The organism is Rhodococcus sp. SBT000017 (genome assembly GCF_003688915.1).
GTDB lineage: Bacteria > Actinomycetota > Actinomycetes > Mycobacteriales > Mycobacteriaceae > Rhodococcoides.
This window is the reverse complement of record NZ_REFU01000001.1, coordinates 2,484,259-2,497,242: the sequence shown is the minus strand read 5'-3', so window position 1 is coordinate 2,497,242 and position 12,984 is coordinate 2,484,259. Positions and strand designations below refer to the sequence as shown.

Sequence of the window (12,984 nt, the reverse complement as noted above, 5' to 3'; positions counted from 1 at the left end):
CGATGCGCCTCCGATCCGTGGACTGGAGGCGCATCGGAAGATCTCAGGCCTGAGGCACCGAACGTTCTGCGCCCCAACTCCGTTCGATGTAGCCCCGAATCCGCTCGATGTCCTCGGCCGGAATTCTCTCGGGCTCGCCGTTCTCGAGCGGATCGGTGTGGAAGATGTAGAGCCGTGAGGCGAACTGGTCGAACGGAAGCGAACCTTCGCCCGCGCGTTCGCCGTTGCCGGCCGTACCCACCACGACGCCGTCGCCCCAGTCCTGCCCGCTGTCGTTGTTCGGGTTGAAGAAATACACCCGCATGACGCCGTCGGGATCGGGGGCGACGCGCAGGATCGTGATGGCGTGCCACCCCACATAGCGTGCGGCACTGTCGGTTACGGCCACCCCCGCCGGTTGGGGATGGATCAACGGCTGGTGCCCGTTGTACTCCGGATGGTACGCCGCGTGGAACTGCCGCAGAAAGGCGTCCAGGTCGACGAGATTGCCGGTCGCGACATCGACGTCGATGTGGAACTCGCGCGCCGACCACCACCCGTGGAACTCGGGGTTGACCCAGCGGTGCGGATCACCGGGACGATCGGCGCACCGTCGCACCATCTCGGCGTAGATGCGATCGAGGTGCGGAACCAGCAACAGCGACGCGGGATCGAGGTCCACCGGATCGGACGTGGCGACGCCGCTGACGCTCTCGGTCGACGAGATCGACTGCCCCTCGAAATGCATGACGATCTCCTCGTCACGTGCCGCCCACACCACCATCTGCAGCAGGTAGTCGGGATCGTTGTAGGCCCACATCGACAATGCCCGGGCCGACTGACACGTCGGGTTGTCTCCCTGGCCGACGCCGAGGGGCTGCCCGAGCATCGAGAGCAGACCCCCGAGCAAGCGTGACTCGGGAGAGGGGACCGGCCCGAACGTGGTGATCAGTCGTTCCCGCACCGCCGGAGCGAGTTTCAGCGACATCTGCCGCCACAGGGACGGCACGATCGGCGGCTGATGCAGAATCCCGCGATCGAGGAGCAACGCCAGTCCGTAGAGGCACTGCGCAGTTTCGGGGAACACCGTTTCTTCGATGAGGCGATGGACCAGTTCCGGATACCGCGTCAGGCAGGTCCGGCCGGTATCGGACAGACCGAGCGCTTCGGGCAGAACGTACGAGTAATGGTCGACGAGATACTGCGTCAGCGTCGCGTGGTACGGAGAGACCAGCCCGGTATCGTGCATGGCTCGCGCGAATCCGCGGGCCTCGAACTGCAACGCCTCGACGTCCATCGCCTCGAGCCGAGACCGGTACACCTCGACGCCCGGATCCTCGCGGCATGCATCGGTTGTGCCGAACAGCGCCGTGATCAACCGATCCAGGCCCTGCCCGGACGTGCCGAGGTCGACGGTCGGATCGTCACGATAGATCGCGATGCGGGTGACCATGGCCTTGATGGTGTCCACCTGAATCGGACGCTGCCGTAGAATCCGCCAGATTTCCTCCACCAATTCGTCGAGCACACTGTCGTAGCCGATCTGCCCAGCCACGTACCCGAACAGATCACGGATCAGATGCGCAGTGCGACCCAATCGAACTCGCTCCGACTCGGACGGCGGTGTGAACAGAACGTCGAGATTCACCGCCAGAACCTGGGAAAGGAACCGGCGGGCATCCTCGGCGGTCACCGCAGCATGCTCGTACTCGCCCGCGACGATGGCGATCATGCGCAGTTCGCTGGTCGCCTCGAGCACGAAGGTGTCGTCGTTGCCGCTGCGCAAGCTGGGCCCCACGAACCCTGGAACGAGAATGTCCGGCTGCGCCCAATCGGTGCCCGCGAACAGCCCCGCCTTCTCGAGCACCTCGGCGCGTTCGCGAATTGCACCGCAACCGCCGGGCTGCAACAGGACTCGATGCACACCATCCAGAACTCGTCGCACCTTGGTGTTCTTGCTGAACTCAGGTGCATCGGCCAAGGCGTGCACCGCATGGTCCAGTTGCGCCAACCGTGATGCCAACGCTTTGTCCACGGCGGTAGTCGCGTTCGTCGGTGCAGGCTCGTGCATCGTCTGCGACGGTGGGTTGGTGTCGTCCCCGAGTTGCTGTTTCACACGTAGAAGTCCAGTTCTTCCTGATGCTTCAGCAAGTCACGCATGACATAGGAATCCTCGCCGAAGAAGTACAGCAGTCCCCAGTGGGTGCCGAACGCTGTTCTCTTGGTGACGGTTTCCTCGACCGGTGCGGACAGATCGTTGGTCTCGTAGTAGTCGTGCCCGGTCGTCTCCTCCGGAATTTGCAGATGGCTGACGACACGGCGTCGTGGATAGACACCGAAACATCCGGCCACACCGGTTGCATCGACGACCTCTTTCGGGAAGAAGGCGTCGATCTCCTCCTCGGTGGTCTTCGGGTCGAACGCCAACGCCAGGCCCTGGTAGGCGTTGAATCCGTAGGCCCGCTCGAGGAGCTCGAACACCTTGAAACCCGGTGGGCGGTAAGCCACTTCGCCGAAGTACATTTCACCGTCGCTGGTGACGAAGTATTCGGGGTGAATGAAACCGAACTCGATGTCGAAGGTCTTGATCAGCTTCTCGATCTGCACCGTGATCTGCTCGCGGTACTTCTCCAGTTCCGGTGTGGCAGGGACGAACACCGAATAGCCGAGCGTGACGTACTCGGAGATGTTGAGGAACTTGATCTTGCCGTTGTGGATCCACGCTTCGACGGCGAACTCCCACCCGTCCAGGTGCGATTCCATCAGCACCGGGAATTCCTCGTCCGGGATGGAGTCGACCTCGTCGGGTGTACGAATGACTCGATGACCCAGGCATCCTGCCTTGTCGAACGCCTTGAGGTGAATGGGGTCGTTCGGATCGCCGTCGAGCTTGAGCAGTGTCTGATTGACGCGGCGGAGGAATCGAATGACGTCCTCGCGGTCGTGAGCCTCCTCGAAGATGCCGACGCGGATGCCGCCCAACTGCGCTCGACGCTTCATCAGCGCCTTGTCGCGCAGCAGCATCGCCTGCCCGAACAGCCGAGGGTTGCCCAGCAGCACCGAGTTGATGGCACCGGCCCACTCGACCGTCTCCTCGTAGAGCGGTATCGCGACGTCGACGCCCTTTGCCTTGAGGGTCTCGGCGATTTCCAGTGAGCGATCGTTGAGTCGCTCGAAGTTCCACGGGAGGTAAGGAATGTCGTGCTCGGTGCAGTACGCCTCGGCCCATTCGGGGGCGACGACGACGTAGCGCCGATCGAACTTGTCCAGTGCTTCCACTGCGGCCAAACTCCAGCCCAGCAGGGCCACGAAACCGTTGTTCGGGTCTTTCTCCAGCCTGTCTGGCTGAGCCATGAAGTTCCTTCCCCTAGATGATTCATCGGTCGAGGTCCTTCGCTCCACCGTACAGAGGCCCTGTCGGTCACTCGTCACCCTGTCCGTGACGGTGGATCACGGACCCGCCGTACGCAGGCGTTCGGTATCGATCACGATCGACAGATTTCCGCCGATCGTGCACGATCGTGAACAACGAGGTGCGGCGCGCGCCCACCGGAAACGAGGAGTGCGGAATGACGGTCGACAAAACCGGTGCCGAGGTCGAGATCTCCCGACAGGCGGACCGTTTCACTGTCTCGGTGGAGGGTTCGCAGGTCGGCTTCACCGAGTTCGTCGACGACGAACACGGCCGACGTGTCTTCTTCCACACCGAGGTCGACGCAGCCTACGGCGGACGTGGTCTGGCAACGGTTCTCGTGCAGCAGGCACTCGACGCCACCCGCGCCGACGCCAAGCGGATAGTTCCGATCTGCGAGTTGGTCGCGGCCTTCGTCGGCAAGCACTCGGAATTCGACGACATCGTCGAGCAGCCCACCGACGAGATCCGGCAGTGGCTGGCCGACCGGCAGGGCTGACGGCGGGAATACCGTCGAACACCGTCGGGTTGAGGTCGATAGAGTAGTTGCAGAGTCAACTACATTGCCGAAAGGGACGCCCATGCCCGCAGTGACGGTCGACAACATCCTCGCCTTGCCCCGAATCTCCATGCCCGACGCCACCGCCGTGCCTCGGCCGGTCCGGTCCGTCACGACGGCACCGACGGGATACGAAGGGGAAGGCTTTCCGGTCCGCAGAGCGTTCGCCGGACTGGACATGTCGTCTCTCGATCCGTTCATTCACATGGATCAGATGGGTGAGGTGAACTACGCGCCCGGTGAGCCGAAGGGGACGCCGTGGCATCCGCACCGCGGGTTCGAGACGGTGACCTACATGATCGACGGCATCATGGAGCACAAGGACTCTCACGGCGGCGGCGGAATCATCAGCGGTGGCGACACCCAGTGGATGACGGCAGGCGGTGGCATTCTGCACATCGAGGCTCCGCCGGAGCATCTGGTGATGTCCGGCGGGTTGTTCCACGGAGTTCAGCTCTGGGTCAATCTGCCGCGCGAGAACAAGATGGCGCACCCGCGCTATCAGGACATCACCGGGAGCAAGGTGGCCTTGGCGTCGAGCCCTGACGGGGGTGCATTGGTCCGCGTCATTGCCGGCGAGATCGCGGGGCTGCAGGGACCGGGTTCGACCTACACCCCGATTGCGCTCTCGCACAGCACGATCGCACCGGGCGCGGCGCTGACGCTGCCGTGGAATCGTGAATTCAACGCACTCGTCTACGTTCTGGCGGGTGAGGGCACGGTGGGCGCGGAGAAGCGTCCGATCCGGATGGGGCAGACGGCTCTGTTCGGCCGCGGCGACACGATCGACATGTCCGCGTCTGCGGTGGGGGAGTCGCTCGAGGTGTTCGTTCTGGGCGGCAAGCCGATTCGGGAACCCGTCGCGATGGCAGGCCCGTTCGTCATGAACACCAAGTCCGAAGTGCTGCAGGCGTTCGAGGACTACCAGGCCGGGCGGCTCGGCGTACCCGTCGAATGATCCCGCCTGCCGTGCAACGATCTCCTGCATGAGCGACGCAGAACCCCGTATTCGGAGAACACGGCTGTATCGCCGACTGGTCACCCGCGCGGACGGCCCGCTCGAGCCCGCGCGGGCGGCCAGGCGGCTGTCCGCCTACGTCTACGGAAACATCCTGGTCCTCGCAGCGGTCGCAGCATCGACGCCCAGCTCGATCGAGCACGGAACGGCTGCCGTTCTGGTTCTGGCCACTGCGGTGACGACGTTTCTGGCGCATGTGTTCGCGGATTTCGTCGCGAGCAGTCAGATTCCCGAAGCGCACGGTGATGCCACCGACGAGCAACGCACCTTCAAGGCCTTCGAGGAGCTTCGCGACGCGGTGCCCATCCTGAGCTCCGGCACCGTCCCCGCCCTGATGCTGGCCCTCGGCTGGTTGTCGGTACTCCCGGGGCAGTGGTCGGAACTGCTGGCCGGCGGCGTGATCGTGGTGCGCATCGCCACGATTCAGATGGTCACGGAGCGAATTCGCGGCAACCCGTTGACCTTCCGCGCGATTCTCGGTGGGTTGGCCACCGCCGCAGTCGCCGCGCTCATCGTGCTGGCGAAGGTCTTTCTGGGTCACTGACCGCCGAACTCCTCGTACAGCTCTGGCAGGAACCCGGCGAGGTGGTTCATCTCCTGCCCGCAGTGCAGCAGCAGATCGCGAGCGAGATCGATCCCGAGCACGAGATCCGTCGGGTCCACCGACGCCCCACGGCGAACGGCGCACGCGGCCTGCTTCACGTCCGGTACGTGCAGCCCTCGAAGGTTGAGAAAGAAGCGGCTACGCATCTCGGCACCGCCGTCCACGGGGCGCACCTGGTGGGCCAGCCAGCCGAGGTCCACCGGTGCGATGGAGCTGCCCACTCGGCCGAAGACGATCGTCTGACCTGCGGGGACGTCGAAGCCGTGCGCAATGGGATCGCGAAAAGCGATGCCCAGCTGCTGCAACTTCGGACCGACGTACTCGTCCACGAACGTCGTGTTGCCGATGTATTTTGCCTTGTCGGGAATGTCGAGTGCCGTTCGATCCTCGGCGAGGTCTGCGTAGAGGTGGGCATCGGGATGCCACAGCTTGTAGCGTGCAGCCTCGACGGAATGCCAGCCGAACCACCAGTCCCACATCGCTGCCGTCACGCGCGGCATCACCGTGCGGACCGCCACGAACGTCACTCCGTCGGCGCGTCGACCGTATCCGGTTTCGACGCTGGAGTATCCGGTGGGCGCGAGATCGGTTGTGATCGAATCGAATCCGGGAATCGAATCGGGCACGAGAGCTGGGCCCGCACAGGTGTCCGTAACGACGGCCGGTGCGGGCACCGTGCGCTGTGCCATGTATCGGGCGTACGGCAGATTCCGATCGGCGTCACGATAGCCCTGATAGCGCTCGCCGCACTCGTCGCCCGAACCGGTCGCCGGTGCCGCTACCGCCTCGGCTACCGGGCCGACGACGGCGACCGTGGCCGCGGCGGCTGCTCCGATCAGGATCCGGCGTCGCGTCGGTCCCCGGCTCATGTCCCCACCCTGCTCAACATCTGTTGAGGCTAGGTCGTGGAATCGGCGAATGTCAACGGCCTGGCACTACACTGCGCGGTATGAGTCCGGCACACCCCAAGGACGATGAGTCGAGAGTGCGTCGGCGCGACGAGATCGCCACCGCCGCGATCGAGGTGCTCGCCAACCGAGGGCTTCGCGGCTTGACGCACCGGGCGGTGGACGCTGCAGCAGGTCTCGGCCCCGGGTCGGTCAACTACCATGCGCCCACTCGAAGTCGACTGCTTCACCTGGCGCTCGGCCAACTGTTCGTCCGTGACTTCGAGGTGGCCGGAGCGACGTTCGGCAGTCTCGTCGACGTCAAACCGCTCAACGTCGACGTCGTGGTGTCCCGCATCATCGATTTCATCGACGCCATGACGTCCGGGGATGCCGTCAAGCGGGTGATCGCTCGCCACATCATGCTCGGCGAGGCGCAGCACGACGACGAAATCCGCGAGCTGTTCGACAGTCAGCGAGCAGCATTCGTCACCTACACCCAGTGGATTGTCGCCTCGCTGGACTCCGAGGATCCGCCGTCCGACGCCGAAACCCTCGTGGTGATGATCGAAGGTCTGGTGCAGCGGCAAGTGCTGATCGGATCACGACTTTCCCCGACGTTCATCGAGCAGATGTTGCGCAAGATCGTCGTGGCCTCACCTCTGGTCGAGGACTGAGCGGACGTCATCCCAGTAGCGACCGACGCTCGGTGTGGGTGAACGTGAAGATCGTTGCGCCGAAGCTGATCAGCGCGGTGAGGAGCAATACCTGCGGGCCGGTGATGACGACGCCGATGAAGGCGCCGATCGCACCTCCCAGTGCGAAGGATCCGAGAAGAGCTGTGTAGCAGAGCCAGTCGTAGCGCGTTCCGCCGCCGAACATGTGCCGTTCGATACCCTGGCCGAGTTTGACCATGGTGCCGGTGACGTAGCTCAGGGGAATATAGGTTTCTTCCTTCTTCGTGAACGCGGTGTTCAGTGCACCGAGTGCGAAGGCCACCAACAGAATCGGGTAGAAGTTCACGGTGGCCGACGACCATCCGGAGATGGCGATGTCGATTGCTCCCGCGCCGGCGAGCGCGATCGTGGTCAGCACCGTCGCTCCGTGGGGATGGTTGGACCAGTAACGACGCCGGCAGATCGACGAGATCACCACGCCGGCCAGAAAGGAGCCCATGAGCGCGAGAGCCGCGATAGGTGAGGCACCCGGGGTAACTTCCTTGCCCTCGGGATGCCCGAAGTGTCCGACGACCGCGCGTTCGGTGTTGCCGGTCATGAAGGTCACGAAGTAGCCGGCGGAATGCAGGAACGCCACTGCACCCACCATCCCTGCCAACCCGGACAATATCCAGGACAGACGAGCTTCGGCACCGACGGCTGTTTCGCGGCTGATCGTCAATGGGGAAGTCATGACTCGATTCTCCTGGCTACGGGCGAACCGGCAAATCTTTGAGTTGTCAGTCACATAACCGACTGCGATTCAGCGTTCGCCACCATTCCGCGATGCATCACCCTGTTTCCCACGACTCCGCTGTGATCGGCTCGATGCATCACACATCGGTTGTCCCACATCACCACATCGTCGGGTGCCCACGCATGTCGCAGCACATTGGTTTCGCGAGTGGAGTGCTCGAACAGGTGGTGCACAGTCTCGTGTGCCTCCTCGGTGGACATTCCGCTGATCGCGACGCACCGCGCCGGTGCAGACAACGCCAGTGCGGTGCGCCCGGACACGGGATGTACTGCGAACAAGGGGTGTTCGGCACAGGAATCGGTGTCCGATGCCACCCCGGTCACTCGGTGTGTCACCGTTCTTCCGGCCAGGCTCGCTTTCAGACCGGCAGGCAATGTGTCGTACGCCGCGTACTGGTCGCTGAACAACGTGCTGCCACCGACCTCCGGCACCTCGACCGCACGTAATGCGGTGTAGGCAGGCGGATTCGGGACATACGTGGTGTCCACGTGGAAGGTCGATTTCGGAGGTGTGGTTCGGCCGACGTTGCTGATGACGTTCAGATCGGGAAAGCCCGGCACAGGTGTCTCGCCCTCGGTGAACATCATGTCGCCGAACCGCCGGAGAAACGCCAGGAAGCCTGCATCGTCCACGGGCTGATTCCGCAGAATCAGCACGCCGTGTTCGGCCAACAGCATTCGGAGTTCGTCGGTCGCAGTGGAGTTCAGGTCCAGATCGTCGATCTCGATTCCCAGCGTCACGAGGACATCTCCTTCACCGACAGTTCGTCGAGCGATCGTGCGAACAGTTCGTCGACGGCGATGCCTGCCGCAGAGGCCATCACCGCGAGCACGCTCGACGGTGAGTACGAGCAGTACAGGCCCGCCTCGAGGAACCACGGCTGCCCGTCGGGGTCGATCCGGAAGTCGAAGAGTCCGTAGTGTCGGCAGCCGAGGGATCGATAGCACGATCGTGCTGCGGCCCAGACCTTCTCGGTGACCGGATCGGAAACGTCCACTATCCACGCCTTGGTCTGTTCCTTCGCGACCAGGTACAGATCTCCGTCCGAGGTGCGATTCAATTTGTCGGCGCTGGTGCGAATCGACTCGACGGCATACTCCTCGAGGGGCAGGCAGATCAGTTCACCGCCTCGTTCGACGATGCCGCAGCGGACTTCGCGGCCGAGTTCGATGTACGACTCCACCAGCGCCGCAGACGAGTAGGTCAGAGCCTCGCTCACTGCGGTTGCCAGACGGTCGGATTCGCGAACGAGTGTGACGCCCATCGAATTGTCCGAGTCCACGGGCTTGACGACGACCGGCAGATCGACGTCGACGTCGTCGCCGCAGCGGACCACGACACCGGCGGGAACGGCGACCCCGGCCGCCGCGACGACGGCTCGGGCGCGAGCCTTGTCCGCGGTCATCGCCATCACGTCCGGACCGTTGCCCACGTACGGCACGCCCAACAGATCGAACAGGCTGCGGTATGTCGTCATGCCGGGCAGGCAGAACATCTGCGGCACCATGACATCGAAGTGCCACGACGACATGACCTCCACTGCCTGTGTCAACGACATCTGATGCGCCGCAGATACACTGGCAGCGTCGATTCCGCCGGGAAAGCTCCAGAGACCGCCGGGGGAGACGAACGCCACCTCGAACCGGTAAGCAGGATCCCCACCGAGCGCGTCGAGGAATCCGCCCGCGTACACCCGCGACAGATCGCAATGGAACTCGTCCACCGATGATCCGACCAACACTAGTACCGACAGGGCCATCAGTCGCCTCCGTTCTCCACGAGCTTGCCGATATTGAAGTCGATGCGGGACCAGCCGCGTCGCGCCAGAAGATTTCGCACCAGGAGCGACGGAATCTGGAGGTGGTGCACCAGCAGATAGGGCAGTGGATCCCAACCTGTGAGGATGGCGTCCTTTCCCTCGAAGATGCTGCGAAAGCGAGCCTTTCGGTTGCCCTCGGTGAGCAGACGCCACACCTCGTGGTAAATCCAGTAGGTCGGGCGAGCCGAGGAGAGCGGCACAACCTCGGGGTGTCCGTCGTCGAGATACGCGGCAGCCAGGTCGGGATGGTCGTAGAACATCGTGATGGCCGAATGGGTGCGAGGGTTGCATTCGATGGCATAGATGTGGCCGTCGGCGGCGGACTCGATGAAGTCGAACGACAGCTGGCCGGTGACGTCCAGCGAATTGACGAAAGTGTGCACCCAACTCAGGATTTCGGGTTTGTCCACCATCTCGTAGTTGACCTGGAACGCCGACGATTCGCAGCAGCCGTACACCTGCAACCGTCCTCCACGGACGGTGCCGTGGGTGCAGTACTCCTGCCCGGCGACGAACTGCTGCAGGATCCACGGATCGTTCTCGGAGATCCCGAGACCGCGTGCGAATCGCAGGTTTTCGGCGGGCGTGTCGCGGGTCAACCGCGTCAGGTCCATTCGGCCGACCGGGTTGTAGGAGATGCGTTTGAGGATGTATTCGCGGCCCGGCGGGAAGTCGAACTCCTCGATCTGCCGCACGTCGGTGATGCGCCGCCAATCGGGAACGCGCAGGCCGAGCGATGCAGCGCGCTCGGAGAATCGGGACTTGTCGTCGAGCATGCGAACGGTGTCGCCGTCGCCGTGAATCACCTCGCAGTGTGGATCGAGGAGTGCCCGTGCGTCGGCATCGTGAATGCTCGCAGCGGGGCTTGCCACTGGGACGAAGACGTCGACGCCCTCGCGGAGCACCACATCCAGAAGTGCTCTGGCGTAGCCGGATTCGGTCGGTTCGGGTATGCAGTGAAACCGATCGACTGCCCGGGAGAACCGGTGGCCGGAGAAGCGATACTTGGCCGATTCCACCAGAACGACGCGATGGCCGGCGAGATGGAAGGACCGCGCGAGCTGCAGTGCCTTGGTCATCTTGCCGCCGCTGATCAGGACCGTCTTGGGCGAGTCGGTTCGGTGAGTGGCGGGCCGACCGCCGCGTACGGCGGCCACCCCCGCCGCCACGAGATCGACGGGGAGGGTGGCCGCGAGGCCGACAAGCGCGGCAACCGTACGAATCATGTTCGACGGATCAGCGTCACGCCGTCGCGCAGAGGAAGCAGAACCTGCTCCACGCGAGGGTCGTTCGCCACGTAGTCGTTGAATTCGGCGACGGCACGGCCGTTCTCGGACGGCTGTTCGCTGTACGGCTCGCCCTGTAACAGAGTGTTGTCGACGGCGATCACGGCGTTCTCGGCCAGCAACTCGCTATCGAGCAGATGTTCCACGTAGGCGCGGTATCCGGTCTTGTCGGCGTCGACGAAGACCAGATCGAACTTTCCGTCCAGCCGGCGCAGGGTGTCCAGTGCAGGCCCCACCTCCACCGTGATGGACGAACCTGCAGGTGATTCTGCGAAGCAGGACTGCGCGAACTCGGCCACATACGGATCCACCTCGCACGCGACCAACTCGCCGCCTGCGGGCAGAGCCTCGGCCATCGCCAGTGCCGAGTAGCCGGTGAACATACCGATCTCGAGCACCCGCTTCGCCCCGGTCATGTGCACGAGGAACGCAAGGAAGCGTCCCTCCACGTGGCCGGAGAGCATCTCCATCTCCAGGGGCCCCGAGCCGGAGACGACGTCACGTGATCTCCAGTCCTCGGTGCGGGTCCGCGACGCCAGAGTCGCCAGCGCTGCGGATTGGGAGGTGGTGCAGGTGTCGAGATACGGGTCGAGTCCCGCGGCGAGATCGCGGGCTCGATGAACACGGGTGGTCAGCTCGTCGGTGACCCCGGCGCCGGCGTCGAGCAGATCGGCTATCTCGCTCAGCTCGCGCGCCAGAATCGTCGTCGGGGTCACCGGTCGCGGGGCCTTCGTCACGGCGTCGGCGCGGTGAACATGTCGAGGCCCTCGCCTGCCCGGGGGAAGTCCAGGCAGATCTTCTTGTGCAGCGTCAGAACGTCGGCCAGCTCGGCTGCGTCGAGGTCGTTGAGGAAGCGGCACGTACCGATCGGATCGGGAACCGCGGCGCGCAGGATGCCGTCGCGGGTCTTGAGGATCGATGCCGTTGCCTCGGAAAGCAACTCGGGTGTCAGGTACGGGCTGTCCAGGGCCAGGCCGATGCTGGACATCACGCCCAGTACCCGGTCGCGGTCGGCCGTGGACAGGTGTCCGCGTTGCTCGGCGACGGTCGTCGAGAGCGCCATGTCGATGTTGATCGCGTGGCCGTGGAAGAACGGGGCAGGCGGGGTCAGCTCGAGGGTCGGGCTCCACGTGTGGCCGAAGGCGATGACGCGATCGAGATCGATCTCGTGGAGATTGGGTGCTTCGAGTTCGAGCATCGTCGCGATTGCCGAGTAGGTCAGTCTGTCTGCGACCGAACGTAATTCCGCTGTTCCGTCGAGATGGCCGAATCGGGTTCGCAGCAGTTCAGGACCGTATTGTTCGAGCATCTCGAAGATCTCCAGATTGCCGACGACGGAGATCTTGATCAGCTCGGCCATGCCGTTGCGCACCTGATCCTCGGGCAGCGTGCCGAGGAACGAGAAGTCCAGCAGCACCTTCTGCGACGCGTGGTAGGCACCGAGGCGGTTCTTGTGCTTTCCGTAATTGACGGCCACCTTGATGGACACGCTCGCGTCGATCAAGCCGATCAGTGTGGTGGGAATCCGAATGTACGGGGTGTTGCGACGGTAGCTTGCGCACGCGAAACCTGCTACGTCCGTGGTCAGTCCGCCGCCCACCACGAGCACCGGCTCGGTGCGGACCAGACCGAACGCATCGAACTCTCCCACGATGCGCTCGAACGTCTCCAGCGACTTCGCGGTCTCCGCAATGTGAACCGGAACCACCGTCAGTGCGATCTCGTGGTGATCGAAGTACGCGCTGATCCGGTCGCCGTAGATGTCGTGCACCGATTCGTCGACGACCATCAGCGCGCGACCGTACGGCCGGTAGCTGTCGGCCAATTCGGTGTTCTCGATTGCGAACACTCCGTCGACATAGATCAGGTCGTATTCGATGCGCTCGTATCCCTCGACGCGAAACGACCTGTCCCCGGCAACGACCTGGGCCTGAAGATTGCTCACTG

Annotated in this window: 13 protein-coding genes; 4 read left to right on the top strand and 9 right to left on the bottom strand. The window is 63.8% G+C overall.

Annotated elements, in window-relative coordinates; genetic code table 11:
- Positions 1 to 43: 43 nt before the first annotated feature.
- On the bottom strand, positions 44 to 2,050 hold the full coding sequence (locus AYK61_RS11445; RefSeq protein WP_121872680.1) for a hypothetical protein: 2,007 nt from the start codon (positions 2,048 to 2,050) through the stop codon (positions 44 to 46).
- Between the two features lie 41 nt (positions 2,051 to 2,091).
- On the bottom strand, positions 2,092 to 3,333 hold the full coding sequence (locus AYK61_RS11440; protein WP_121870888.1) for an acetyl-CoA carboxylase biotin carboxylase subunit family protein: 1,242 nt from the start codon (positions 3,331 to 3,333) through the stop codon (positions 2,092 to 2,094).
- A 215-nt stretch (positions 3,334 to 3,548) separates the two neighbouring features.
- On the opposite strand from AYK61_RS11440, the gene AYK61_RS11435 reads away from it, so the two are divergent.
- From AYK61_RS11435 to AYK61_RS11425, 3 genes are all read left to right on the top strand, one after another.
- Entirely contained in the window at positions 3,549 to 3,890 is a 342-nt protein-coding gene (locus tag AYK61_RS11435) for a GNAT family N-acetyltransferase (RefSeq protein WP_121872679.1), read from the top strand.
- Positions 3,891 to 3,972: 82 nt separating this feature from the next.
- The gene (locus tag AYK61_RS11430) at positions 3,973 to 4,908 is read left to right on the top strand and encodes a pirin family protein (protein ID WP_121870887.1); all 936 of its coding nucleotides are present in this window, start codon (positions 3,973 to 3,975) and stop codon (positions 4,906 to 4,908) included.
- 28 nt (positions 4,909 to 4,936) lie between these two features.
- Positions 4,937 to 5,512 carry a hypothetical protein gene (locus AYK61_RS11425; protein WP_121870886.1) on the top strand — a complete coding sequence of 192 codons (576 nt, stop codon included), beginning with the start codon at positions 4,937 to 4,939 and terminating at the stop codon, positions 5,510 to 5,512.
- On the opposite strand, the gene AYK61_RS11420 is transcribed toward AYK61_RS11425, so the two are convergent.
- Positions 5,506 to 6,441: a DAPG hydrolase family protein gene (locus AYK61_RS11420; RefSeq protein WP_183130240.1), complete on the bottom strand. Its 936-nt coding sequence runs from the start codon at positions 6,439 to 6,441 to the stop codon at positions 5,506 to 5,508. The genes AYK61_RS11425 and AYK61_RS11420 overlap by 7 nt on opposite strands.
- An 80-nt stretch (positions 6,442 to 6,521) precedes the next feature.
- Here AYK61_RS11420 and AYK61_RS11415 point away from each other — a divergent pair, with 80 nt between their 5' ends.
- Complete coding sequence (locus AYK61_RS11415; protein ID WP_121870885.1) at positions 6,522 to 7,136, top strand: TetR/AcrR family transcriptional regulator; 615 nt, start codon at positions 6,522 to 6,524, stop codon at positions 7,134 to 7,136.
- Between the two features lie 7 nt (positions 7,137 to 7,143).
- On the opposite strand, the gene AYK61_RS11410 is transcribed toward AYK61_RS11415, so the two are convergent.
- From AYK61_RS11410 to AYK61_RS11385, 6 genes are read right to left on the bottom strand one after another with little or no spacing between them, the layout of a single operon-like run.
- Positions 7,144 to 7,869 (bottom strand): YoaK family protein, encoded by a 726-nt coding sequence (locus AYK61_RS11410; protein WP_121870884.1) that lies wholly within the window; start codon positions 7,867 to 7,869, stop codon positions 7,144 to 7,146.
- Positions 7,870 to 7,919: 50 nt separating this feature from the next.
- Complete coding sequence (locus AYK61_RS11405) at positions 7,920 to 8,672, bottom strand: TauD/TfdA family dioxygenase (protein WP_121870883.1); 753 nt, start codon at positions 8,670 to 8,672, stop codon at positions 7,920 to 7,922.
- A complete protein-coding gene (locus tag AYK61_RS11400) occupies positions 8,669 to 9,691 on the bottom strand; it encodes a D-alanine--D-alanine ligase (protein ID WP_121870882.1) in 1,023 nt (340 codons plus the stop codon). Before AYK61_RS11400 ends, AYK61_RS11405 begins: the two co-directional genes overlap by 4 nt.
- On the bottom strand, positions 9,691 to 10,977 hold the full coding sequence (locus AYK61_RS11395) for an ATP-grasp enzyme (RefSeq protein ID WP_121870881.1): 1,287 nt from the start codon (positions 10,975 to 10,977) through the stop codon (positions 9,691 to 9,693). Before AYK61_RS11395 ends, AYK61_RS11400 begins: the two co-directional genes overlap by 1 nt.
- A complete protein-coding gene (locus AYK61_RS11390; protein ID WP_121872677.1) occupies positions 10,974 to 11,753 on the bottom strand; it encodes an O-methyltransferase in 780 nt (259 codons plus the stop codon). Before AYK61_RS11390 ends, AYK61_RS11395 begins: the two co-directional genes overlap by 4 nt.
- 17 nt (positions 11,754 to 11,770) lie before the next feature.
- Positions 11,771 to 12,982: a sedoheptulose 7-phosphate cyclase gene (locus AYK61_RS11385; protein WP_121870880.1), complete on the bottom strand. Its 1,212-nt coding sequence runs from the start codon at positions 12,980 to 12,982 to the stop codon at positions 11,771 to 11,773.
- Positions 12,983 to 12,984 lie beyond the last annotated feature (2 nt).